Below are 25,001 nucleotides of genomic sequence, written 5' to 3'. Positions count from 1 at the left end.
TCGACATGTACGATGAAGAAACCAGCAAAGTTGCCGCGGCCCCCCCGCGGCAACTTTTTGTTTTTAACGGCGGATTTCTTACCCAACCAAGATTGCGACGCATCCTTGCGCTGTCTGGCTATGACGTAAAAATCGGAAAACCCACAGCTGAAGACCTCGTAGGCGTCTGGGGACAAAGCCCGACGTCGGGGCGCGGCGAAATCGTTTCTGCACACACCGACGCCAAAATAGTAAGAGTTGAAGACGCGTTTTTGCGCTCCGTTCTTCCTGGACGTTTAGCAGGTGATCCACCCCTTGGCCTCTGCATCGACCGATCCGGCGTGCATTTTGATCCTTCCACCCCGTCCGACTTGGAAAAAATCCTTGCCCATTCGCCCTTAGACGACACATCCATTCTAAACCGTGCTCGCAACGCGATTGATCGCATAAACGCGCTGAAACTCTCGAAATATAATGGCTTCGCGCTTGATACCTCGCCCCCCGCTCCTGGATATGTCTTGGTCATTGACCAAACCCGCGATGACGCCGCTGTCACCGCAAGCGGGGCCGATTGGACTCGCTTCAAAGAAATGTTGGTTTTTGCACAAACGGAGCACCCGTCCGCAAAAGTCCTGATAAAAACCCATCCAGAAACGACTGGCGGGGCACGGCTGGGCTACTTTTCCGACAAAGACGAGAGCGCACGCGTGTCCCTTTATACAAACGATATCGCACCGCAAACCCTCTTTGAAGGGGCCATCGCTGTCTACACGGTTTCATCTCAAATGGGGTTTGAAGCCATTTTTGCAGGGCACAAACCACGCGTTTTTGGCCAACCCTTTTACGCTGGCTGGGGCCTAACAGACGACGAATATCCAGTGCCACGTCGCGAACGAAAGCTAAGTCGCCCACAGCTTTTTGCGGCGGCCATGATCCTCTACCCAAAATGGTATGATCCCTATAACGACCGCCTCTGCCAACTCGAAGACGTCATAGAAACCCTTGCGATTCAGGCCTGCGCATGGCGTGAGGACAAGGCGGGATATGTTGCTGTAGGCATGCGCCTTTGGAAACGTCCCGCACTTCAACGCGCCTTTGGGAGAGGCAAACCCCTTGAGTTTGTGAGCCCGGAGGCCAAGGCAATTCAACGCGCCTCCGCCCTCAACGCACCCCTGCTTGTTTGGGCAACCCGCGCGAACCCTGCACTTTTAACGGCTGCAAACACCCAACAGGTTCCCGTGGTCCGCGCGGAGGACGGGTTCCTTCGATCACGCGGTTTAGGCGCGGCTTTGGTGCCCGCAATGTCGCTTATTCTTGATGATTTGGGCGTCTACTATGATCCTCGATCTGAATCCAGATTGGAGCAGTATATCACCGCGTCATCGCACCTTTCGGGCGCAAGCCTTGAGCGGGCCCAAAACCTTTTAACAGGAATCCTTCAAGCGGGGTTGAGCAAATACAACCTCTCGGGCGCGCCCCTTCCCGACCTTCCAAAAGGGCACCGGATTCTCGTTGTCGGGCAGGTTGAGGACGACGCCTCAATTCAGTTCGGCTGTCAAAGCACCGCAACGAATCTCGACCTGCTTAAAGAAACCCGCGATCGAAATCCCACGGCCGTACTTCTCTACAAACCCCACCCCGACGTTGAAGCGGGGCTGCGTAAGGGCGCGCTTTTGCCAGAAAAGGCGCTGGAATTTTGCGATGTGATCCTCGCAAAAACGGACCCAACGTCGCTTTTCCCCCATATTCAAGAGGTCTGGACCATGACGTCCCTCCTTGGCTTTGAGGCCTTGTTGCGCAACGTCCCTGTAACCTGTCTTGGCACCCCATTCTATGCAGGCTGGGGTCTCACAAACGATTTGGGCGAGGTCCCTTCACGCCGTTCGGCGCGCCCAACACTTTTAGGCCTCACCCATGCGTGCCTCATCGACGCACCACGATATTTTGATCCCGTCACCGCCCTACCCTGCCCACCAGAAATCATCCTGCAACGCCTCAAAAGCGTGGGTTCTGCTGCTTCTAGACGAGGTGCAAGCCTGAGATTTGTGTCAAAGGTACAAGGAATATTTGCAAGCTTCGCCCCGTTGTGGCGTCGCTAGAGCACGCGCCAATGATGCAGAACATCATCGCCAATTGCGCGGGCTTCAATGAGTTTAAACCGTTGAGCTTTTGACAGCTTGTTAAGTTGCATCGGGGCAATCCCCGCGAGCCCGTCACCGCCGATCACCACACCCGCAGTATAGGTCATCAGATCATCAACGAGCCCCGCATTCAACATTGACGCCGCCAAATGCCCGCCGCCTTCGCAATACACCCGTGTCAAACCTTCGTTGGCCAAAGTCGACATCATCGCGCGCGCCGAGAGTTTTCGATCTACGCCCAACTCCACTTCAACAAGCTTCGCACCAATGCCGATCCAAGCGTCCTTCAGGAAGTTCGACGCACCGGATTGATGGCAAATCCAAAGCGGAATCTCTCCAGCTGTCGCGGCCAGCTTCCCGCCCAGCGGAATATCGAGCAGCGCCGATGCCACCACTCGAATGGGTTGGCGCACGACTCCCAAATCACGCACGTTGAGCATGGGATCGTCCGAACGCGCCGTGCCGCCCCCCACAAGCACCGCATCATGACAGGCACGCATCGCATGCACATGGTGCCGCGCAGCAGCCCCCGTAATCCACTTACTCTCGCCCGTTTGAGTCGCAATGCGTCCATCAATACTTGTGGCTAATTTCAGGGTCACAAACGGCAGACCCTGCTCCTTGGCCTTGAAAAAACCGGAGTGAGTTTCGCGCGCCTGGGTTTCCAAAACACCCGTGGTAACCGAAATTCCAGCGGCCTCAAGAAGCGCCTTCGCGCGCCCCGCAACCCGCGGATCCACGTCTTCAATCGCATAGACCACACGCGCAATACCCGCCGTGATGAGAGCGTGTGTGCATGGCCCCGACTTTCCTGTATGCGTGCAGGGCTCTAAGGTCACATAAGCCGTTGCACCTCGCGCATGTACCCCCGCTTGCTCCAAAGCGACCACTTCGGCGTGCGGACGGCCCCCATTGGCCGTAACGCCTTCGGCAATTATTTGATCGGAATGAACAACAACACAGCCCACAGACGGGTTTGGCCATACCTGCCCCAAACCCTGCGCGCCCAGAATAAGGGCGCGACGCATAAACCGTTCGTCTTGAAGCCTAGATTGCACGGGCGCCCCTAAGCTCAGCCGTCATGGTCAGTCTTCCGAGGGGGCTGGAGGACGCAACTCGCTCACAAACTTATCGAAATCATCAGCGGCTTGGAAGTTTTTGTACACACTGGCAAACCTCACATAGGCAACCGTATCAATGCGCGCCAAGGCTTCCATAACGATCTCGCCAATCGTTCCCGACTGAATATCCGTTTCGCCCATGCTTTCAAGACGCCGCACGATCCCCGAGATCATTTGATCCATCCGTTCACGCTCAATCGGGCGCTTCTGTAGAGAAATTCGCACCGAGCGCTCAAGCTTGTCACGGTCAAATTCCTCGCGTCGACCGTTGGACTTAATAACAACCAGATCGCGCAACTGCACCCGTTCATAGGTGGTAAATCGACCACCACAGGCAGGGCAAAAGCGACGTCGCCTAATGGCTACGTGGTCCTCAGCGGGCCGAGAATCTTTGACTTGTGTATCAACGTTTCCGCAAAATGGGCAGCGCATCGCCACTCCCTTGGGTTTAATGAGAAGTTATACACAGGCACTATAGGACAGCCGCGAGCCCTTGGGTAGAGAAGAATTTCAGACACAAGATAGACACACAAACTGTTGCGATTTGGATTCACGCATCCACAAAAAAAGGCGCGCTCCAAACCTGGAACGCGCCTAAAAACCTTGAAGTTAGGCGCCTTAGCGGAGACGACGGTTAAAGTTGGCGGCGCACTGTAGGCGGCCATGCGCTGCAGACCAGTTTTCTCCGACCCGCGTGACAGTCATGGTTAAGCCATTTGATTGCGCCGCAGCAATTTGTTGAAGCTCTGCATCAGGAGAGACTGTGAAGGCGGCCGTTTTCGAATTTTTAGACAGATGCCCATCACCGATAGGGGCGGCAAGGTAAATACGTGCCCCGGTCGCAACACCAAGACTTTGAACCGCATATTCGCCTGCGGCACACCAGTAGTCAGAGCCACCGCGGCTCGCGCGTTGCTGAACTTCAAAACGGCCAGCAACCGCAGGGTCACCATAAACAACCATATTGTTGCTTGCCGTAAAGATATGTGCGCCCGCACGGGTTGGTGTTGAAGCGGACACACCAACTCCACTTGAGCTACCGGAAACACTTGTGTTACAGGCGCTAAGCGCAACAAGAGAAAAAACGGTGGCGGCTTTTAAAAAGGTCATGAGCCAAAATCCTACTACTGGTGATTTGAAATATCACAGTGATAATAAATAATTCGGCCGGAAAGGTCTACACTTTCTATTTCACATTTACGCGTCGAACACGCGCTCTACATTCATACAAATGCAGCCACTCTTCCCCCACGCCCCTACGACAGATGCGCAACTATGTTGCGTACCTGTGGAGCGGTCCGATGTTCGAAAAGGTAAATTCCTTGCCAAGTTCCAAGCCGCAATTGGCCGTTCATGACAGGAATAGACAAGTTCACCGGTAGCATTGCCGCCTTAATATGCGCTGGCATATCGTCTGGTCCCTCGTATGTATGTGTCAAATAGGCCATCCTTGGGTCCGTCGTCGGCGGCACAAGGCGGTGAAAAAAGTTCTGAAATCAGTCTGGACTTCGGGATCTGCGTTCTCCTGTATCAGGAGCGAACAAGACGTATGTTGGATAAAAAGCGTGAGCAATCCATCTCCGGACACCCAATCCGCAACGTCGCGGGTGAACTCGTAAAGACCTTGGCCTGTGGTGGCTTTTGAAAAGGTTGTCTGCATGGCGACTTATTGCATCCCATTGAAGAAGGCCAAAGCAATCGAAGTTACCGCCACCTTCCCTTGTGGACTAAGCGCGATTGCATACAAGGCGAAGTTCCAGAAAAATATCCGTTGTAAAGAAGTTCGGAACGGCTCTTTCGTTGTTTTATGTCGGAAGGCCTTTTGGCCGATTTTCGCGCCAAGCGCACCCCCAAGAATGGCTGTAAGCAAGAGAGTGCTTTCCGAAATCCGCCATCGTTGCCTGATCGCGCAGTATTTATCCCAACCGAACTGCAGGTACGAAAGGATACAAAGCCCACCAAAAAAACACAAAATCCAGAAGTTAATATTATGGGCTGAGATAATTTGATCTAGGAAAGTGGGGTCTGAAAGAGACTGCTGACTTTCTGGAACGGAAATAAACTTCATCGTGATTGGCATGTAGTTAGGGATGATAGAAAAAAGGCGCCCCGAAGGGCGCCCAATTTATTGATCCAAAAAGCTGCGTAATTTGCGGCTGCGGCTTGGATGTTTGAGCTTGCGAAGAGCCTTCGCTTCGATTTGACGAATGCGCTCCCGTGTTACCGAGAACTGCTGCCCGACTTCTTCGAGTGTGTGGTCGGTGTTCATACCGATGCCAAAACGCATTCGCAAAACGCGCTCTTCCCGCGGGGTAAGTGACGCCAAAACACGTGTGGTGGTTTCTTTGAGGTTCTCTTGGATCGCAGAATCCAACGGAAGGACTGCGTTTTTATCCTCAATGAAATCGCCGAGTTGACTGTCTTCTTCGTCCCCAATGGGCGTTTCCAGCGAAATCGGCTCTTTCGCGATCTTCATCACTTTGCGCACTTTCTCAAGCGGCATTTGAAGCTTCGCGGCCAATTCCTCAGGCGTTGGTTCTCGGCCAATTTCGTGCAACATCTGGCGACCCGTGCGAACCAGCTTGTTGATGGTCTCAATCATGTGAACTGGGATACGGATCGTGCGGGCTTGGTCGGCAATCGAGCGTGTGATCGCCTGACGAATCCACCACGTGGCATAGGTCGAGAATTTATACCCCCGACGATACTCAAATTTGTCCACGGCCTTCATCAGGCCGATATTGCCTTCCTGAATGAGGTCAAGGAACTGAAGGCCGCGATTAGTGTATTTTTTGGCGATAGAAATAACGAGCCGAAGGTTGGCCTCGACCATTTCCTTCTTGGCCTGACGCGCTTCTTTTTCGCCCTTTTGAACTTGCTGAACAATGCGGCGGAATTCGGAAATATCAAGGCCCACATATTGGCCAACTTGTGCCATCTCGGAACGAAGTTCAGCGACTTTATCACTGGAGCGTTCGACAAAGCTCTGCCAACCGCGACCGGCTTTTTCGGCCATTTCGTCCAACCAAGATGGATCAAGTTCGCGCCCACGATAGGCGTCAACGAATTCACGGCGGTTAATGCGAGCTTGGTCGGCGAGCTTAACAAGCGAACTGTCGATCGACATAATGCGACGGTTGATTCCATAAAGCTGATCGATCAATGCGTCGATACGGTTGTTATGAAGGTGAAGTTCGTTCACCAACACTACAATTTCGGACCGTAGCTTTTGATAGGCGCCTTCAGATTTAGATGAGAAACTCTCGTCTTCATTCAACGTCGCCGAAATCCGAATATCCTGCATTGCGGAAAGTTTTTCATAGTCGCGCGCGATCAAGTCCAGTGTTTCTAGAACGCGGGGCTTAAGCGCGGCTTCCATCGCAGCAAGCGACATGTTGACTTGTTCGTCCTCATCGTCGTCATCATCCGAAGCAATAGGGTTTCCGTCTGCGTCCAGCTCTTCGGCCTCGTCCTTTTTCTCAGGTCCCGCAGCAGGCGCAGCCCCCGATCCTGGAACAACGGGCACAACTTCGCCGCCGTCCTCTTCCAGCGTATTGCCGAACGTCGTCTCAAGGTCGATGACGTCACGCAGCAGAATGTCTTCGCTCAAAAGCTCGTCGCGCCAGATCGTAATAGCTTGGAAGGTCAACGGACTCTCACAGAGCCCCGCAATCATCGTGTTGCGACCCGCTTCAATACGCTTAGCAATCGCGATCTCGCCTTCGCGGGACAGAAGCTCAACAGAGCCCATTTCGCGCAGGTACATCCGAACGGGATCATCGGTGCGATCCAAGACTTCGGTTGTTGTCGTGGAAAGAGTAACTTCCCGATTGCCCGTCGCCTCGACAACGGCCGTCGCGCCTTTTTCTTCTTCTTCCGACTCTTCGTCTTCGATAATGTTGATGCCCATTTCTGAGAGCATCGACATCACGTCTTCGATTTGGTCAGTAGAAACTTGATCTGGCGGCATGACTTGATTGAGTTGATCGTATGTAATGTAGCCGCGCTCCCGCGCGTCAGCGATCATCTTCTTCACAGCAGCTTGGCTGGTATCCAGGCCCGAATCTGCATCTTGATCGTCTCTTTTACGGTCGTCTAAATCTTTGGCGGCCATTCATAGCTCCTACAAAATCGGCGGGTAGCGAATCGGTTCTTCGCCCCGAATCAACAACGCGAATCATTGATTCGCAACCCGTTTAACCTGTTTTCTTTACTTGTTCCTCACCAAACGCGTTTTAGGTCGTGTCTTTTTGACCAAAATGCCCAGTTGCGGCTAAAATATCGTCTAAAGCGGACCGTTCACTGCGTACCATTTGGGCACCGTTCTCTCCGACATCATATTCAGCGGAATCCTCCCCCTCGCACCTTTCAGCGCGGTTTCTGTTTTCTGCCGCTTGCCCTAAACGCCAAGTGACCCCCTCATCCACAAGGCCATCCATATCCCGCATTGCGTCAGAGACTTCCCTCTTGGCGCCGCGCCGCGCTGTCAATTTGGCCAATTCCTCTGCAACGCAGAGACTCGCAAGGTCAGTTTTTTCCGGCGTACGAATACCCGGTGCAAGCTGCACATGGCGTGGACGCAACAGGTTTTCAAGTGCTTCTGGCCCCACCGATTGAAAAACAGCCTCCTCTGCGTCGCTCTGAGGCGAAATTCGTAGTAAAACATCTCGAATAAGGTTCATTTCCGGGGTCGCAAACTCATAGCGCTCCAACTGACTTTCAAAACGCTCAATCAACGTAGGATTACGCATCAGGGTCGCAAGAATTACACATTCGCGCAAAACATCCGCAACGCTATCTGTCCCCATCGCGAGCAGCGACGTCTTGGTCACCGGTTGAAACATGGGGCCCTGTGGCTTCCATTTCCCAAAGCCGCCTTTTTTGCGTTCAAACGTTTGTTTTTGAAAATTACCTCCGCGATTTTCCTGCGGCGTTGTTCCAAAAAGCTCCCAGCGCATCCGCTTGAGATCTTCGCCATAATGGCCACGCACAGAGGGATCACGGATTTTTTTGATCGCCTCCCTCAGGCTTTTATCCAAACTTGCCTTGCGCTCGGGACTGTCAAACTTTTTACCCTCAGTTTCGCGCCGCCACAGGAGCTGTACCATCGGAATGGCACCGTCCAAAAGCCCTTGCATCGCTCCGTTCCCTTTGGATTTCAGAACGTCATCTGGATCTAACCCGTCGGGCATAATCGCAAATCGCAGGCTTTGCCCAGCTTCCAACAATGGGAGCGCCAAATCGATAACACGCATGGCTGCGTTCAGCCCCGCCTTATCTCCATCCAGCGCGATAATTGGCTCGGGGGCAATTCGCCACATCAAGCGCAACTGGTCCTCAGTAACGGCCGTACCCAGTGGCGCAACACAGGCGTCAAAATCAGCCTCAGCCAAGGCGATTACGTCCATATACCCTTCAGCCACGATCAATGGTTTGCCTTTTCCGGCAGCTTCCCGCGCAGGGCCATGGTTGAAGAGACAGCGTCCCTTATCAAACAGTAATGTTTCTGGCGAATTCAGATACTTGGCGCGCGCATTTGGATCGAGAGACCGTCCGCCCAGCGCAATTGCGCGGCCACGTGCGTCCCGTATTGGAAAAATAATCCGCCCACGAAAACGATCATAGGGCGCGCCGCCATCGTCTGGAACAGCGCAAAGCCCTGCGTCGACAATCAAGTTCTGCGCGACACCTTTGCCGGTAAGATAGCTAAACAAAGCCTGCCGTGAATCGGGTGAAAAACCAATTTCCCACCGATCAAGTGCGGCTTCACGCAACCCACGTTTCTCAAGGTATGACCGTGCGTTTTGGCCCGCGTTTGTTTTGAGCTGGAGGCGAAAAAACTGAACGGCCTGTTCCATCACTTCGATCAGTTCGGCACGATAATCCTGTTTTTCCTGCGCTTTGGGGTCACGCGCGGGCATGGGCATACCGCTTTCACGCGCCAGTATTTCCACTGCCTCCATGAAATCAACATTCTCGGTTTCGCGTATGAAACTTATGGCGTCGCCTTTGGCCTGACACCCGAAACAATAATAGAACCCTTTTCGGTCATCGACATGAAAGGACGCTGATTTTTCTTGGTGAAAGGGGCACGGTGCCCACATGTCGCCTTTGCCTTGGTTGGATTTACGACTGTCCCACATCACTTTTCTGCCCACCACTTGTGAAAGCGATGTGCGTGTGCGCAACTCGTTAAGGAATCCAGTGGGTAAACTCATAGCAGCCAGTATCCCTATCCTGATTGGGAGAGTCTAGCGCCTGATGCGTTTTTCGGTGCTTAAAACGCACCTATTTTAGGGGATCTCCCCCCAAGACCATTCTGGGTTTGGGGGGAAGAAATGGTTAAAGGCCTTTCGCCTGATAACTTGCAGCAACCTTTCCAATGGATACTAAATAGGCAGCCGTTCTCAGATCAGTCACGTCTTCTCTACCGTGCCAGACTTCGCGCATCGATTGATAGGCAGTGCGCATTGTGTCGTCTAGGCCCGATCTCACAAGCTCTAATTCGTCGGCGCCCTTAAGGTATTTCGTCTTGAAATCAGGGGACAGAGTCCACCCGAGTTCTTTGTCTGCGGAAAGCCGCTCGAGTTCATCCACAACCAATTGGTGCCGCCCCTCTTCCTGACGGCGCTGCATGCGGCCAAATCGAATATGGCTCAAGTTCTTCACCCATTCAAAATAGGAAACCGTTACGCCGCCGGCATTGGCATACATATCCGGAATGATTACGCAGCCCATTTCGCGAAGAATTTTGTCGGCACCCGCAGTCACGGGCCCGTTGGCCGCTTCGATAATAAGTGGAGCTTTGATGTTTTTGGCGTTTTTAAGGTTGATAACGCCCTCAAGCGCCGCAGGAATTAGAATATCGCAGTCATGCTCGAGCAGCTTTGCGCCCTGCGCAATATACTTCGCTTCTGGATATCCAGTAACACCCCCATGCGTAACGATCCAATGCCGTACGGCCTCAACATCTAAGCCATCTTCATCCAATAGCGCGCCATCGTGCTCGACTATGCCAATGATTTTGGAACCGTCTTCTTCGGAAAGAAATTTGGCTGCATGGTATCCAACATTTCCAAGTCCCTGCACAATTACGCGCTTGCCATCCAATTTACCCGACAAGCCCGCCGCTGCTTTATCTTCTTCGTGGCGGAAAAACTCCTTCAAAGCGTATTGAACCCCTCGACCGGTTGCCTCAACGCGCCCCGCAATACCACCTGCATTCAAAGGCTTGCCCGTAACACAAGCCCGCGCATTGATATCGGTTGTATTCATGCGTGCATATTGGTCGGCAATCCAAGCCATTTCCCGCTCGCCCGTCCCCATATCCGGAGCGGGGACGTTTTGGCTTGGGTGAATAAGGTCGCGTTTAATCAATTCGTACGCAAATCTACGTGTTATAAGCTCAAGTTCATGGGTGTCATATTCACGTGGGTCAATGCACAGACCGCCTTTTGAGCCACCAAAAGGCGCTTCGACCAACGCGCATTTATATGTCATCAAGGCTGCAAGGGCTTCGACTTCATCCTGCGAGACGCCCATGGAGTAGCGAATACCCCCCTTAACGGGCTCCATATGCTCCGAGTGAACCGACCTATAGCCTGTGAATGTTTGAATTTGCCCCCGCAAGCGCACGCCAAATCTCACAGTGTAGGTCGCGTTACAGACGCGAATTTTTTCCTCCAAGCCCGGCGACAAATCCATCAAAGCAACCGCCCTGTTGAACATAAGGTCAACGGATTCCCGAAAACTCGTTTCTTGCATTTCAGTCATAGATAGCCCTCCCAAAACGCGACAATGCGAATCACCGTGCGTATATAGTTACCGCCAGACTAGGTATTAATGATAAACATGCCACTTCTGTTAACGGTAACACCGAAAGAAATTTAAACCGAACAGGACGAAGGCCGTACACAACTGTGGCATCGCGCAGTTCGCGCCCAAATTCAACAATTTTAACCCTCTCATTAGATTGTCGCCGAACCGTCGACAGTAACGGCTAATTTTTCGTTAAATATCTCCATTTTCTCATAAAAATTGCCTTTCCGTCCTATCTGCGCCCTAATTCCGCCACAAGTCTCAATCATAAAACCCGTTGGCGCACTTTGCGTGTCGTGTAAGGGAGTCTGTGTTTTTGGACTCCGGAAAAGGCAAATGATATGTTTGAAAATTGGAAAAATTCTGTGGCTAACGTCAGCCCAACGTTTACCCCAACCCGCTTTGGGAAATCGTTTGGCGCGCGCTTGCGGGGATTGAAATCCTTTGGCCGGAATGAAGACGGGTCGCTGATCGTATTTTCACTTTTCATTTTCCTCGTCATGCTGATGGTCGGTGGTATCGCCGTTGATGTCATCTATCTTGAGACGCAACGTACACGCATGCAATACACCCTCGATCGCGCAATCCTCGCCGCTGCGAGCCTAGACCAGTCACTCGATCCAGAATTCGTTGTCCGCGATTATTTTGAGAAATCCGGTTTAACCGGTTTCGACATTCAGATTGAACATAAGACCATCGAGTCCGCAGGGTTGAGGAACTATCGTTGGGTAAAAGCATCGACTTCCCTCGAAATTGATACCTCCTTTATGCGCCTCGCAGGTGTAGATCATTTGTCGTCGCCTGCCTTCGGTTCTGCCGAAGAAGGCATTACCGATGTTGAAATTTCGCTTGTCGTCGACGTGTCCGGGTCCATGCGGTACACTTCAGAGTCTGGCAATTCAAAACTCTACGAGCTTCAAAAAGCCGCCAAAGAATTCGGATACGCAATGCTCTGCAATCCAAGCGATCCAAACCGCGAGCAGGAATGTACCGTCGAAGACGGGCGCGTTTCCCTATCGATCGTTCCTTACGCAGCACAAGTCGACGTGGGCGCCGATCTATCCGAACAATATGGCGTATTCTCGGACCATACGTTTTCGCGTTGCGTTGATTTCAGCTCCGATGATTTCAAGTCGACGAGCATCAGCATGTCAGGTGATTTGTTACAATCTGCGCATTTTGACTACTGGAATAACTCCTCCAGATCGCCGAGCTATTTTTACTGTGATACAACGGGATCGGGGCGAGATATTCAACCGATGCTGAGCGACTATTCCGACGTAGATACGTTTATCAATAGCCTTTACGCAGACAAGTCCACCTCCATCGACCAAGGGATGAAATGGGGTGTCGGGCTTCTCGATCCTGTGGCGCAACCTGCGATTCAAGCGATAACCGAAAAAGACAACCCAAATATCGATCCTGTCTACTCAGAGCGCCCCTTACCGTTTGGTGATGGAATTAACGTACGGGATTCCTCAAAAGTGATCGTTCTGATGACGGATGGTAAACACGAGGGTCGTCCGCTTATGAATTTACTCAAACGTCGTGGCGCCACGCCTGTTTATCAGGAATTGGTTTCAGGCGAAGACAACCTCTTTATCTATTACGAAGAGCGCGACGAGTTTAAGGAATTAAGCACAGGCGACTGGGTCAGCTCCCCCGGCACCTATGAAGTCACCGGCGAAGAGGAAGAGTGCACTTGGTATCAGAACCGTAGAGGCCGGTGGTATCAGCGATGCGTGATGGTTCCCACCTATTCATACGTCGAAGTCGACATGGACGACGAGAACTCCATAAAACAGGTCACGTGGCCCGAACTGTTCGCCATGAAAACTGAGTCGTGGATTAAGCAATACAGCCCCCTGTATGACTCCCAGACCTCAAGGTTGAATACAGGGATCACTCCTACAATGCAGGACGCGAACCTTTTTGAATCCTGCGACGCCGCAAAAAAGAAAAAGATCCTAATATTCACAATCGGTTTCGAAGTTGAAAATGCCTATCTTGATGTCATGCGCGACTGTGCAAGCACCGAGAACCACTTCTTTGATGTGGACGGGACAAATATTTCTGCGGCATTCGCAGCGATCGCCAGCCAAATCAATCGTCTAAGGCTCACTCAATGATATCGCCCCTCTCCCTCCCCAAGCGGCTTTTGCGTAAATTTGCGCAGAGCGAAGCGGGATCGGCGACCATCGAGTTCGTGATCCTCTTCCCGTTTCTCATAAGCTTTTTGCTTGGATCGGTAGAGATCGGGGTTCTAAAAGTTCGTCACGTCATGCTTGAACGCGCGGTGGATCTTTCGGTCCGCGATTTGCGCCTTGGAACTTGGAACCCGCCAACACACGACGAACTCAAAGAAAAAATCTGCAAACTCGCAGGCATTATTCCAGATTGCATCGACGTGATCTTGATTGAGTTGCGCCCCGTTTCCACAGAGACTTGGGCCCCGCTAGGAACGGCAACCAAATGCCTCGACCGTGGTTCCGAAATCAAGCCGGTCACAGCCTTTAACGGCGGCACTCAAAACGAAATGATGCTGGTTCGTGCATGTGTCATTGTGGACCCGTTTTTCAAATCCTCAGAATTCGCGCTAGATCTTCCAAAACACGACTCAGATGGGGGATATGCTTTGATTTCCGTTTCAGCCTTTGTAAACGAGCCAAATTGATATGAAACACATCTTCAAATCCAAAGAGACGCGCCAAACGCACATTCCATTGCTGCGCCGTTTCATGGTGGGCAATGAAGGCAGCATGACGGTCGAGGCAATCATCATGTTCCCGCTTCTGTGCTGGGCCTATGTGGCGACCTTCGCGTTTTTTGATGCCTTCCAAGCGCGGAGCACAAACCTCAAAGCGACTTTTACCGTCGCCGACATGCTCAGCCGACAAAAGGAAGTTGTGGATGCGCCCTATGTGAATGGCTTGTTGGACATGTTTGAATTCCTGTCCAACTCAGCAGATGACAACACTTGGATGCGCGTCACTTCTGTCGTTTGTACCGAAGAATGTGACAATGACGCGCGCGTTTTGGTCAAGGACTGGTCCTTTGCAACCGGAAACAACTACACCCTCACGGATGTAGATGTCGCAACTTATGGGGACCGCGTTCCCGTTATGCCCGTGCATGATCGTGTGTTGATGATTGAAACCTTTATGAATTATCAACCCGTATTTAACGTTGGCATTCCCCTCTTGGAAATGTCCGAACTTGCCGTCACACGTTCGCGCTTTGCGTCAAAGCTGTGCTGGGAAACGTGCCTTGAATAGCCTTTAAGGCTCTATATTCTCGTCTAGGCCGTGCGTCCGTTGATGCACCATCATCGCGAGAATTTCGGCCATGCTTTTCGTTTGCGACGCTTGAATAACCCCGCCAACCCCTACACGCCGTCCCAAACGCCACCAAATGCCGGGGGACCAAGCGCGCGCCTGCTTCTTGTGCATAAGAACGGTAAAGCCATTGGACGGTTTAAAAGCAAACACGCCACGGTCGATTGACTTCACATTATCCACATCAACGATTTTAATACCGTCCGACGTAACCAGTCCTTCGGCCGTCAAGAATATCGATTGAAGCGTCGCTTTGCGCATCCGTTCCCCAAGATACATAATGAGCAGACCGAACAGGATCAAAAACACCTGCCAAAGGAGCTCTGCTGGGGGCTTCACGAATGAAATATAGAGCAGCAACCCACCCAACATATAAAGAACTGCGAGCCCCATCAAACGTCGTGGCGCCGAGGGCTTTGCTTCTGCAAAAGGAACGTCGGGCGCGTTCTGTGGCTCGTTTTCCGCCGCTACGACTTCTGGTTCATGCGTCTCTTGTGTCATTGTGACCTCCCTAAATGCAGGCGTCGGTGTACCTTGCTTGTCGGCGAAATGATAGCGCGGATACTGGGTAGGGTTTTGAAGCGCGCATTAATGCACAGACGCTGTGCTGAATGTGCTATTTTGCAAAGGCATTGGAGCGACTATCTTCGTATCACACAGTTTGAAAGGACAAGAAAATGTCAATTCGCCCTATTTTGGATACATCCCTCGCCAAGCCAACCATTGAAGGCGCTGGCGTTAAATTGCACCGCGCCTTTGGGTTTGAAAACCCCGATGTGTTGGACCCGTTCCTGTTGTTCGACGATTTTCGCAACGAGAAACCAGAGGATTTTGCCGCAGGCTTCCCGTGGCATCCCCATCGTGGCATCGAAACCATAACCTATGTGTTGTCAGGCTCCGTCGAACACGGTGATAGCCTTGGAAATGTGGGCACTTTGGGCGCAGGCGACGTGCAGTGGATGACCGCTGGCTCTGGGATTATGCACCAAGAGATGCCAAGCGGGAACGCCGCCGGCCAAATGCATGGCTTCCAACTTTGGGCCAACCTTCCGGGTGATCTCAAGATGACCACACCGCGGTATCAAGATGTCACAGGCAACGATATTCCCGAAATCATTGATGACGATGGTACACGCGTGAAAGTTATCACGGGGAATTTCTGGGGGAAAAGCGGCCCTGTTGATGGCGTCGCCGCCGATCCGCAATACCTTGATATTTACGTGCCTGCAGGGCTAAAAAAGAGCTTCAAAATCGACACATATCGTCGGGCTTTTGCCTATATTTTCGACGGGTCGGGCCGTTTCGCCGATGCTTCAAAACCGACGGGTGTTCTCCTCGAGAAAGAAGTGCGCGGCGAAGAGGTCAATATTCGCGATATGTCGGGCAACCGGACTTTGGTTCGATTTGGCTCCGGCGATGAAGTAACCGTTCAAGCGGGTGAAAAAGGCATCCGGTTTTTGCTCATCTCAGGTGCGCCGATCCAAGAACCCGTTGCTTGGCACGGACCGATTGTGATGAACACACGGGCAGAGCTTCAACAGGCTTTCGCAGACTTGCGCAACGGAACCTTCATCAAACCTGCGCATTAAATCAAAGCTTTACGCGCCGACGGCCTTCAGCGCCATCTGCGCGTAAACATCTTCGACCTCAGCGCGCGACATGCGCCCGCCCTCGCGATACCACGTGTTCACCCCCGTGAGCATGGCAATCAAAGCCATCGTCGCAAGCTTGCTGTCGGGTACATCAAAAATACCATCGGCCTGCCCCGCCTTTACGATATTCTCCAACAGGCTTTCGTATTGGCGCCGCAGCTCCTCAATCTTGGTGAAATTCGCAGGTTCTAGGTTTCTCAACTCCATATAGGCGACAAAAACCGCGTCAGGCCGCTCCATGTGAAATCCGATATGAAACCGCGCAAATTGTTCTAGCCGCGCGCGGGCGGATCCCGCGATTTCAACGGTGTCAAATGCGGCCAATAACTCGTCCATGTGGCTTTGCATCAGATCAAAAAGCAGCGTTTGTTTGTCGGGCGTATACAAATACAACGCCCCCGCTTGCACGCCAACTTCACTGGCGATTTTGCGCATAGAAACGGCTGCGAATCCTTGTTGCGCAAACAGCGAAAGAGCCACCTCGCGAATGCGAGGGCCTGTGATATTGGAGTGTGAACCAGTTTTGCGTGCCATATCTTCTTTTAAATGAACAAACGTTCATGATCCAGAGAGAACCCCCATCGGCATCGCCTTCTTGTTCTTTTGCGACCAACGACTATAACCAAAGCTCATTATTCTTAGCTTTTGAGTCCGCCTTGTCGCTTCGTTTACCTTACCTATTCGCAACATTTTTCGCGTTGATGAGTTGCTCCTCTGCGCCCGACATAGGCGCGCAAGTCAGCGAAATTGATCGCGCGGCGAAGTTTCCATCGCTTTTGCCCTTATCTTCCTTGATTGCAGCCTATCCAACCGTGCCGGCCCCCTCCACACAAATCGTAGGAACCGCCGCCATAAAAGCGCGCGCCGCCGCCTTGCGCGGGCCCGTCCTTGACCCGATTTCGCGTCAGAAACTCCTAGCTGCCTTAGAAAGACACCGCCCGCTTTGACATAATTCGTTTAAAGCACCTGCAAAACCAAGCGAATAACGAGGAAAGTTGCGTTGCAACCAGAGCTAATTCCCGCTAACAGACGCCTAAGAATTCAGACATCGAAAACACCCTGCCCCTAGCACCAAGGACTTTCCTATGACCACGCCACTTCGACTCGGAATTGCTGGACTGGGGACTGTAGGAGTTGGCGTTGTCAAAATCCTACGCCAGAAGGCGAATTTGCTGGCGGATCGCGCCGGTCGCCCCATCGTTATCACCGCCGTTTCCGCACGCTCCCGCGACAAGGATCGTGGCGTTGTGCTGTCAGATTATGCTTGGGAAGATGATCCCGTAGCCTTGGCAAAAAGAGATGATGTCGACGTATTCGTTGAGTTGATGGGCGGTAGTGAAGGCGCGGCAAAGGACGCAATGGAGGCTGCACTTGCCGCAGGCAAAGATGTTGTGACCGCCAACAAAGCCCTGCTTGCTATTCACGGACATGCCCTTGCACTTGCCGCTGAAAAAGCAGACTGCGTCATTCGATTTGAAGCGGCCGTTGCGGGGGGAATTCCCGTCGTTAAGGCCCTCACTGAGGGCTTGGCTGGCAACGAAATTTCCCGTGTGATGGGCGTCATGAACGGCAGCTGCAACTATATCCTTACACGGATGCAGAGCGCCGGCCTCACTTATGAGCAAGTCTTCGAGGAAGCCAGTCAACTTGGTTATCTTGAGGCCGATCCAAACCTTGATGTGGGAGGCGTTGATGCAGGGCACAAGCTTGCGATCCTGTCCGCCATTGCTTTTGGCACCAAGATCGACTTTGCAGGCGTGGAGCTTGAAGGCATCCAGCGCATCACAATTGAAGATATTCATCACGCCGCCGACATGGGATATCGCATCAAACTTTTGGGTGTCGCTCAGCGCACAGGACGCGGCCTAGAGCAGCGCATGTCCCCCTGTTTGGTGCCCGCAGACTCGCCGCTTGGGCAGCTTGAAGGCGGTACCAATATGGTCGTTTTGGAAGGCGATGACGTCGGCCAAATCGTTTTACGCGGCGCAGGTGCTGGCGAAGGTCCAACCGCAAGCGCGGTACTTTCGGATATTATGGACATCGCTCGTGGGACACGTCTTGCGACATTCGGCAAACCCGCCGAGGCGCTGGAAACCGCGCGCAGCGCGGTCTCGGGTACATCCGCCCCCTATTATCTCCGTCTAGAGCTTCTGGACAAACCCGGAGCTTTGGCAAAAATTGCCTCGGCCTTGGGAGAAGCAGGCGTTTCCATCAATCGGATGCGCCAGTATGAGCACAAGGCCCAAACAGCACCCGTATTGATTGTTACCCATAAAACGACCCCCGACGCGTTGGAAAACGCGTTCGTCGGATTTCAAAACTCGTCCGTTTTGGCCTCGGCTCCGGTCGCCATTCGTATCGAAACAGTTTAAAGTTACTGGGCCGGCCCGCCCCTGACTTTGACCGTCCCTTTAGTGAGAGCAAGGAAAACACCATGGCAAATGCCACTGATTTTAATGACCGAATGTTATCGTTGGGCCTTGCCCGCGTCTCCGAAGCTGCCGCGATTGCGAGCGCGAACCTGATTGGACGCGGAGACGAGAAGGCCGCCGACCAAGCCGCCGTAAACGCAATGCGCGACCAATTGAACATGCTAGATATCAACGGCGTGGTTGTGATCGGCGAAGGCGAACGCGACGAAGCTCCTATGCTTTATATCGGCGAAAAAGTTGGCACGGGCACTGGCCCCGCCGTCGATATTGCACTTGATCCGCTTGAGGGAACAACCCTTACAGCAAAAGACATGCCAAACGCGCTAACCGTGATCGCAATGGGCCCACGCGGCTCCATGCTGCACGCACCAGACGTTTACATGGACAAATTGGCTATCGGCCCTGGATTCGCCATAGATACAGTAACCCTCAGCATGTCGCCGTCAGAGCGCGTTGCAGCTCTTGCAAAGGCCAAAGGGTGCAACGCCAAAGATATCACGGTTTGCGTTTTGGAACGCCCGCGCCACGAAGCCATGATCGCGGAGTTGCGCGAAACAGGCGCGGCAATCCGTTTAATCACCGATGGCGACGTCGCTGGTGTGATCCACTGTGCCGAAGCCGCGATCACGGGTATCGACATGTATATGGGTTCTGGCGGCGCACCAGAAGGTGTTCTGGCTGCGGCGGCTCTGAAATGTATGGGCGGCCAGATTTACGGACGCCTCATGTTCCGCAATGACGATGAGCGTGGCCGTGCCACTAAGATCGGCATCACCGATTTTGATCGCATTTACACCCGCGATGATCTGGTGACACAGGACGTGATTTTTGCAGCAACTGGCGTGACCGATGGCTCCGTTGTTTCGGGGATCAAACGCGAAATTGGCTTTCTTACAACGGAAACAATCTTGATGCGCTCAAAAACCGGTTCCGTGCGGCGCATGTTGTATCGCAACCCAACAAAATAATGACGATTGCCGCGCGCCTTACAGGGTGTGCGGCTCTAATTGCTCTGAATTGTACGGGTGCATGTCGTAAATATGGCTGATAAGATACCCAAAACAAACGGGGGCCATATGCAAGATTTTCTCAACGTTTCCAAATCTCTAAATGGACGCCGCTGGTGTGGCCCCACAGGCGATGAAGATCGCGCGGCGTTGGCATTGGAACAACAGACCCAACTCCCCCCTGCCCTGTGCCGCATTCTGGCAAAACGGGGCGTCGCAGCGGCTGACGTTGATAGCTTCCTCGCTCCAGCCCTGCGAGACCTCCTTCCTGATCCGCGCAGCTTGCTGGACATGGAAAAGGCTGCGACCCGTTTTCTCAAAGCGGTAAACACCAAAGAACGCATCGCCATTTTCGCAGATTACGACGTGGACGGCGCCACATCTGCGACGCTTTTGATCGACTGGTTGCGCCAAATGGGGTGCCAAGCGACCCTCTATATTCCCGACCGCATTGACGAAGGCTATGGCCCAAACGACGAAGCCATGGCCGCACTCGCCGCCGAGCATGACCTCATCATTTGCGTTGATTGTGGCACCGTTTCCCACGGGCCGGTGGCCGCCGCTAAGGGGGCCGAAGTTGTCATCCTTGACCACCACCTCGGTGCGGAAACCCTGCCCGACGCCCACGCGGTTGTGAATCCAAACCGCCAAGATGAAAGCGGCGACCTCGCGCATCTTTGCGCCGCCGCCGTTGTGTTTCTGATGTTGGTAGAGGCCAACCGACAACTCCGTGAAGCGCAGGCAAAAGGCCCAGACCTCATGGCGATGCTCGACCTCGTGGCCTTGGGCACAGTGGCCGATGTAGCCCCGCTGATTGGGGTGAACCGTGCGTTGGTGCGCCAAGGCCTCAAAGTGATGGCCAACCGCGCCCGCGTCGGCCTTGTGGCCCTCGCAGACGTCGCGCGCATGGACACGGCCCCCAATAGTTACAGCCTTGGATTTCTCCTCGGCCCCCGCATCAACGCGGGTGGACGGATCGGCAAAGCCGACCTTGGCGCGCGTCTCCTCGCCACAACGGACCCGAGCGAAGCCCAAGCGCTTGCGGAACGTTTGGACCAGCTTAACTCAGAGCGCCGCGAGATCGAAGAAGGCGTGCGTGCCGCCGCTATGGAACAGGCTGAAAACCGTGGCTTGGACGCGCCCTTGGTCTGGGCCGCGGGCCAAGGCTGGCATCCCGGAGTCGTTGGAATTGTCGCGAGCCGCCTCAAAGAAAAAACCAACCGCCCTGCTATCGTAATCGGCCTTGATAATGGTGAAGGAAAAGGATCTGGGCGATCGATTTCTGGCGTCGATTTAGGAGCCGCAATTCAAAAACTTGCATCCGAAGGCCTACTCATTAAAGGCGGCGGCCACAAAATGGCGGCCGGATTGTCGATAGAAGAAGATAAACTCGAACCAGCGATGGCACGCCTGAGCGAACTCTTGGCCAAACAAGGTGCAGGGGAGGCAGGCCCGGCCGATTTGCGACTGGATGGAATGCTGATGCCCGGCGCGGTAACGGTTGAACTCATTGAACAGATTGAGACTGCAGGCCCGTTCGGCGCCTCCGCGCCCGCCCCCCGCTTCGCATTTTCAGACCAACAGATTTTCTTCACAAAACGAGTCGGCGAAAGTCACCTCAAGATCACATTCGGCGACGGAATCGGGCCCCGAATAGAAGCCATTTGTTTTGGAGCCTTCGACTCAGATCTCGGTCCTGCCTTGGAGAATCACGGCGGGGCCCGTTTTCACCTCGCTGGACGGCTCGAAATCAACACTTGGGCCGGCAGACAGAAACCGCAGATGCGCCTCGAAGATGCAAGCCGCGCCTCAGAAGCCTAGTGTTTAAAGGCCTCAAAAGCTTGTTCATTTCACTTTTTTAAGTTTCGAAGTTTTTTTCGCAATTTTAGCAAATTTACCCTTGCACCAACCACGCACAAACCCTAAAACCCGTCTCACACAAGGTATGGTCCATTCGTCTATCGGTTAGGACGCTAGGTTTTCAACCTGGAAAGAGGGGTTCAACTCCCCTATGGACTACCACCTTTGTGTATTTCATCGCATCAGTGGTTTTATTTTTGGATTTCAAGTAATTGAAATCTGCGGATAAACTATTTGCGGTACAAAACACCCCTCCCGTGAGAATAGATATAATTCTAAGCAATGTGTTCTGTGAGGCTCACCAGAATTAACGCGCCCTTCAGTCTTTAAATGGCAAACCATAGGCTCGGAATGGAGTTTCTATGGATAGAGTTGCTATTTTTCTAATGTGCGTATTGGGGCTACTTGCTGCACCTGCAGCGGTTGTCCTCTCTGCCCCGGTGACCGAAGGGCAAGTCATGCTGGTTGTTGCACCACCTTGGCAGAACGCACAAGATATTATTCTACGCGCAAAGGCCGACTCTGTTGGTCCGGAAACCGCTCCATTTGCAGCCTTCGCAGCCAGCGATACGCCTGGCCTAGAAGCGCGCCTAAAACACGCTGGTGCGTGGGCTGTCCTAGACGGCCAAATAATTTCTCAACTTTGCGGGGCATAAATGACAAATGAAATGAACTCTTTCGCTGAAAGCCAAAACGTCGCTGCAAAATGGATGGCGTACGCTGGTTTCCTTTTCACGGCGGCGAATGTGGCAATAGCTTTTGTTGTTGGATCCAATTGGATGATCGCACTTGGTGCGTCGCTTGCATTTGCGCTCCTTGCACTGCTTTCGCTGCGCGGTTCTCCTGCGTTGGGACGCATTGGCGTGTCGCTCGGCCTTATCGGCCAAGCGATGATCCTGACGGGCATATTTATCGGCCACCCTTGGCAAATTGACAGCCACATGGTCTTTTTTGCTGTCCTAGCAGCCCTCATTGCTCTTTCTGATATCCGCGTCATTCTCATTGCGACCGCTGCGATTATTGTACACCATCTGTCGCTAAGTGTTTTGACGCCAACGCTAATTTATCCCTCCACGGACGTTGTCGCAAATATTGGACGATCTCTCTTCCACGGCCTTGTTGTCGCCATCGAAACCTTCGCCCTCATTATTGCGGTCCGAACACGTCTGGCGCAAAACAAGGACGCAATGGAACGCAATACAGAACTCAGTGCAGAAAAGGCGAAGGCAGAACAAGCGCTTGTCCATGCAAATGAAAGTGCGGCGGCCGCAGAGGCAGCGCACGCCGAGGCACAAGAAGCCCTTGCTAAAGCGGAAGAAGCCATTCGCAATTCGGCTGAACAATCCGAAAAGGCGCGTCAGATAGAAGCAGAAACGCGTGCGACGGAAGCTGAGCAAAGGCAGGCTCAACTAGAACAAGAGCGCATGCAATCCGAAGTTGTTGAAGCATTGCGTGGCGGGCTACAGCGCCTGTCATCTGGCGATCTAACTGCGTCAATTGATATCGTATTCCAGCCTGAATACGAGCAGTTACGTCAGGATTTCAATGAGGCTGTCAGGACTTTGGGCGAGGCAATGATGAACGTTTTAGCCAACGCGTCTCAAATCCAGGGTTCGACAAATGATATTGGCCGAGCCGCGGAAGACCTTGCGCAAAGAACTGAGCGACAGGCCGCAACCCTTGCAGAAACAGCCGCAGGTCTAGATGGATTAACTCAATCTGTTCGGATTGCCGCAGAAGGCGCTAAGCATGCCAATACCCTTGTTTCCAGCACGGTGGAAAACGCTACTCAACGAGGATTTGTCGTAAAAGACGCTGTGGCAGCCATGGGCGAAATCGAAGAGTCTGCAAAACAGATTTCCAAAGTGATCAAAGTAATCGACGATATTGCCTTCCAAACGAACTTGCTGGCCCTTAACGCAGGAGTCGAGGCGGCACGCGCGGGCGACGCTGGGAGGGGGTTTGCGGTGGTTGCAACAGAGGTCCGCGATCTCGCTCAGCGCAGTGCGGCTTCGGCACGCGAAATTAACGAACTGATTTCCGCTAGCTCGCGTCAAATTGAACGGGGCGTTTCTCTTGTTGGAGAAACCGGAAACGTTTTAGAAGCTATCGTAACTTCGGTTTCAGAAATATCAGGACAGGTTTCAGCGATCGCTTCATCAGCCCAAGCCCAATCTGACGGACTGGTTGAAATCAACTTGGCGGTTAGTCAACTTGACCAAGTGACTCAGCAGAATGCAGCAATGTTTGAAGAAACTACCGCTGCAACCGTAGATATGCAGAGCCAAGTGAATGAGCTTTCTAGAACAACATCCGCTTTCATCACAAGGGACGGTTTAGGAAACACAAACCGGCCAACATCTTCTGCCAGAGTGTCAACGGGAACATAAACTTGCCACTGAATAATCCTACGGCTTTAGCCAGAGCCTCTCGAGTTTAAGCCGTCTAGCACAGGTTTGGCAACCGACTGCTGCGCGGCGATAAATAAGTCAGGCGCTCAGCAAAGGCTTTAGGGTTCAGTTTCCACGTGCCGAATGTAGCCAGCTTGCATTGTAGTCACGCGCAGTCAGTGTTTACAATACTCGTAGGAGCGAGTCGCGGTGCATAGTCTCGTGGACAAGGCACCGAATTGAAACTTTCTTCAAATCTACCTGTTTTGCTCGATAAGACAACGCGTTGATGCCAAGTTTGCGAATAATGTGTGGCAAGCGCGTCCTCTATTTTTAGACGCGTAGAGCGCAATATCGGCATCATTAAGCATGCCTTCAGCATTAGGCATTTCGTAGTTGCTCGAGATCGTCGAGCCCAAGCTGCATGAAATTTCGCACATTTGGTCTTTGTATGGAATGGGTTCCTCCAATCGAGAAATAAGGCGATTGGCAATATCTTCCAACCGTTCCTCTCTCGCGAGCCCCTTAAACAGAATGACAAATTCATCGCCACCAACCCGGGCAACAACATCGTCATCACGTGTCTCTTCGTTCAAAACCTCAGCCACACGCAAGAGAACCCGGTCACCGGCAGCATGGCCCATATTGTCGTTTACAGCTTTAAAAAAATCCAGATCCATGTTCATCAGCGTAAACGGCTTGCCACTTTTCAAATACCGCGCAAGATAGTGGTCCATGGCGCGCCTATTCTTTAAGCCAGTAAGCGTATCCGTAGCAGCCAATTCTTCGGCTTCATTTTTCTCCCCCTGTAAACGTTCGTTCAATGCAGAGATCTCGGACATCGCGAGTCCCTTCGCCTCTACGAGATAGAGCATTTCGACGGCCAAATCGGTTGCTGCGAAATCCGCGCTGGTCAATTCAAAGGCTTGAACCGCATCCACAACAGAGATACCGAACGATAAGTTGACGAGAAGATTTTCACTTCCTTCGACTGGAACTGCCAACCCCACCAATTGGATTTTTCGGTGACCGCGCCCCCTCAGATAAAGCTTCTGACCAAGCAGACATCTAAACTTTTCCATTGTCCGGATTGCGCGCGGTCGTGCCAACTCAAACACTTCTAAAAACCGTTTCCCCTCAAGCGTTTCTTCGGAAAAAAGCTTAGCGAGCGTGTCACCTACGTGTAATATATGCCCCGTATGTGAAATCAACGCGTGCATCGGCATAAGGTGAGAGCATTGTTCAAAATCTAGTTTCATTGTTCTA

General features: G+C 52.7%; 21 protein-coding genes, 1 tRNA gene and 1 pseudogene. 12 read left to right on the top strand and 11 right to left on the bottom strand.

Features of this window, described 5'->3' with window-relative positions; translation table 11 throughout:
• Positions 1-5 precede the first annotated feature (5 nt).
• The gene (locus AB9F26_RS14145; RefSeq protein ID WP_369768319.1) at positions 6-2,078 is read left to right on the top strand and encodes a capsular polysaccharide biosynthesis protein; all 2,073 of its coding nucleotides are present in this window, start codon (positions 6-8) and stop codon (positions 2,076-2,078) included.
• Here AB9F26_RS14145 and ribD read toward each other — a convergent pair.
• From ribD to AB9F26_RS14105, 8 genes and pseudogenes are all read right to left on the bottom strand, one after another.
• Positions 2,075-3,178 (bottom strand): bifunctional diaminohydroxyphosphoribosylaminopyrimidine deaminase/5-amino-6-(5-phosphoribosylamino)uracil reductase RibD, encoded by a 1,104-nt coding sequence (gene ribD / locus AB9F26_RS14140; protein ID WP_369768318.1) that lies wholly within the window; start codon positions 3,176-3,178, stop codon positions 2,075-2,077. The genes AB9F26_RS14145 and ribD overlap by 4 nt on opposite strands.
• Positions 3,179-3,205: 27 nt before the next feature.
• The gene (gene nrdR, locus AB9F26_RS14135) at positions 3,206-3,673 is read right to left on the bottom strand and encodes a transcriptional regulator NrdR (protein WP_039001072.1); all 468 of its coding nucleotides are present in this window, start codon (positions 3,671-3,673) and stop codon (positions 3,206-3,208) included.
• Between the two features lie 186 nt (positions 3,674-3,859).
• Positions 3,860-4,351 (bottom strand): hypothetical protein, encoded by a 492-nt coding sequence (locus AB9F26_RS14130; protein ID WP_335584731.1) that lies wholly within the window; start codon positions 4,349-4,351, stop codon positions 3,860-3,862.
• Positions 4,352-4,497: 146 nt separating this feature from the next.
• Positions 4,498-4,901, bottom strand: a pseudogene (locus tag AB9F26_RS14125) (secondary thiamine-phosphate synthase enzyme YjbQ).
• 6 nt (positions 4,902-4,907) lie between these two features.
• Positions 4,908-5,309, bottom strand: coding sequence for a DUF1294 domain-containing protein (locus AB9F26_RS14120; RefSeq protein WP_335584730.1), 402 nt, complete (start codon positions 5,307-5,309; stop codon positions 4,908-4,910).
• A 57-nt stretch (positions 5,310-5,366) separates the two neighbouring features.
• Positions 5,367-7,355, bottom strand: coding sequence for an RNA polymerase sigma factor RpoD (rpoD, locus tag AB9F26_RS14115; protein ID WP_335584729.1), 1,989 nt, complete (start codon positions 7,353-7,355; stop codon positions 5,367-5,369).
• A 121-nt stretch (positions 7,356-7,476) separates the two neighbouring features.
• Complete coding sequence (dnaG, locus tag AB9F26_RS14110; RefSeq protein ID WP_369768317.1) at positions 7,477-9,459, bottom strand: DNA primase; 1,983 nt, start codon at positions 9,457-9,459, stop codon at positions 7,477-7,479.
• Positions 9,460-9,583: 124 nt separating this feature from the next.
• A complete protein-coding gene (locus AB9F26_RS14105) occupies positions 9,584-11,014 on the bottom strand; it encodes a Glu/Leu/Phe/Val dehydrogenase (protein WP_335584727.1) in 1,431 nt (476 codons plus the stop codon).
• A 410-nt stretch (positions 11,015-11,424) separates the two neighbouring features.
• Between AB9F26_RS14105 and AB9F26_RS14100 the strand changes: the two genes are divergently transcribed.
• Genes AB9F26_RS14100 through AB9F26_RS14090 form a run of 3 tightly spaced genes read left to right on the top strand, consistent with a single transcriptional unit; the run spans position 11,425 to position 14,334 of the window.
• Positions 11,425-13,188, top strand: a complete 1,764-nt coding sequence (locus AB9F26_RS14100; protein ID WP_335584726.1) for a Tad domain-containing protein — start codon at positions 11,425-11,427, stop codon at positions 13,186-13,188.
• On the top strand, positions 13,185-13,733 hold the full coding sequence (locus AB9F26_RS14095; protein ID WP_039001079.1) for a TadE/TadG family type IV pilus assembly protein: 549 nt from the start codon (positions 13,185-13,187) through the stop codon (positions 13,731-13,733). Before AB9F26_RS14100 ends, AB9F26_RS14095 begins: the two co-directional genes overlap by 4 nt.
• A gap of 1 nt (position 13,734) precedes the next feature.
• Entirely contained in the window at positions 13,735-14,334 is a 600-nt protein-coding gene (locus tag AB9F26_RS14090; RefSeq protein ID WP_335584725.1) for a hypothetical protein, read from the top strand.
• 3 nt (positions 14,335-14,337) lie between these two features.
• Here the strand turns inward: AB9F26_RS14090 and AB9F26_RS14085 are convergent, their stop codons facing one another.
• Positions 14,338-14,895, bottom strand: a complete 558-nt coding sequence (locus tag AB9F26_RS14085) for a hypothetical protein (protein ID WP_335584724.1) — start codon at positions 14,893-14,895, stop codon at positions 14,338-14,340.
• A gap of 176 nt (positions 14,896-15,071) precedes the next feature.
• On the opposite strand from AB9F26_RS14085, the gene AB9F26_RS14080 reads away from it, so the two are divergent.
• Positions 15,072-15,983, top strand: coding sequence for a pirin family protein (locus AB9F26_RS14080; RefSeq protein ID WP_369768316.1), 912 nt, complete (start codon positions 15,072-15,074; stop codon positions 15,981-15,983).
• A gap of 9 nt (positions 15,984-15,992) precedes the next feature.
• Here AB9F26_RS14080 and AB9F26_RS14075 read toward each other — a convergent pair whose 3' ends face one another.
• Positions 15,993-16,580, bottom strand: coding sequence for a TetR/AcrR family transcriptional regulator (locus AB9F26_RS14075; protein ID WP_369768315.1), 588 nt, complete (start codon positions 16,578-16,580; stop codon positions 15,993-15,995).
• Between the two features lie 122 nt (positions 16,581-16,702).
• On the opposite strand from AB9F26_RS14075, the gene AB9F26_RS14070 reads away from it, so the two are divergent.
• From AB9F26_RS14070 to AB9F26_RS14040, 7 genes are all read left to right on the top strand, one after another.
• Positions 16,703-16,993, top strand: a complete 291-nt coding sequence (locus tag AB9F26_RS14070) for a hypothetical protein (RefSeq protein WP_369768314.1) — start codon at positions 16,703-16,705, stop codon at positions 16,991-16,993.
• Between the two features lie 138 nt (positions 16,994-17,131).
• Positions 17,132-18,418, top strand: a complete 1,287-nt coding sequence (locus AB9F26_RS14065) for a homoserine dehydrogenase (RefSeq protein ID WP_335584721.1) — start codon at positions 17,132-17,134, stop codon at positions 18,416-18,418.
• A gap of 62 nt (positions 18,419-18,480) precedes the next feature.
• Positions 18,481-19,446, top strand: coding sequence for a class II fructose-bisphosphatase (gene glpX / locus AB9F26_RS14060; protein ID WP_335584720.1), 966 nt, complete (start codon positions 18,481-18,483; stop codon positions 19,444-19,446).
• Positions 19,447-19,554: 108 nt separating this feature from the next.
• Positions 19,555-21,306 carry a single-stranded-DNA-specific exonuclease RecJ gene (gene recJ, locus AB9F26_RS14055; protein WP_369768313.1) on the top strand — a complete coding sequence of 584 codons (1,752 nt, stop codon included), beginning with the start codon at positions 19,555-19,557 and terminating at the stop codon, positions 21,304-21,306.
• Between the two features lie 126 nt (positions 21,307-21,432).
• A tRNA-Glu gene (locus tag AB9F26_RS14050) sits at positions 21,433-21,507 on the top strand.
• Positions 21,508-21,707: 200 nt separating this feature from the next.
• Positions 21,708-22,001, top strand: coding sequence for a hypothetical protein (locus AB9F26_RS14045; RefSeq protein ID WP_335584718.1), 294 nt, complete (start codon positions 21,708-21,710; stop codon positions 21,999-22,001).
• 12 nt (positions 22,002-22,013) lie between these two features.
• Positions 22,014-23,735: a methyl-accepting chemotaxis protein gene (locus tag AB9F26_RS14040; RefSeq protein ID WP_236940059.1), complete on the top strand. Its 1,722-nt coding sequence runs from the start codon at positions 22,014-22,016 to the stop codon at positions 23,733-23,735.
• Between the two features lie 257 nt (positions 23,736-23,992).
• On the opposite strand, the gene AB9F26_RS14035 is transcribed toward AB9F26_RS14040, so the two are convergent.
• Entirely contained in the window at positions 23,993-24,994 is a 1,002-nt protein-coding gene (locus tag AB9F26_RS14035; protein WP_335584717.1) for a diguanylate cyclase domain-containing protein, read from the bottom strand.
• Positions 24,995-25,001 lie beyond the last annotated feature (7 nt).

Origin of the sequence: Falsihalocynthiibacter sp. BN13B15, assembly GCF_041205415.1 — a bacterium.
In the GTDB taxonomy this organism is placed as follows: Bacteria; Pseudomonadota; Alphaproteobacteria; order Rhodobacterales; family Rhodobacteraceae; genus Falsihalocynthiibacter; species Falsihalocynthiibacter arcticus.
This window is presented reverse-complemented; position numbering and strand designations above follow the sequence as displayed.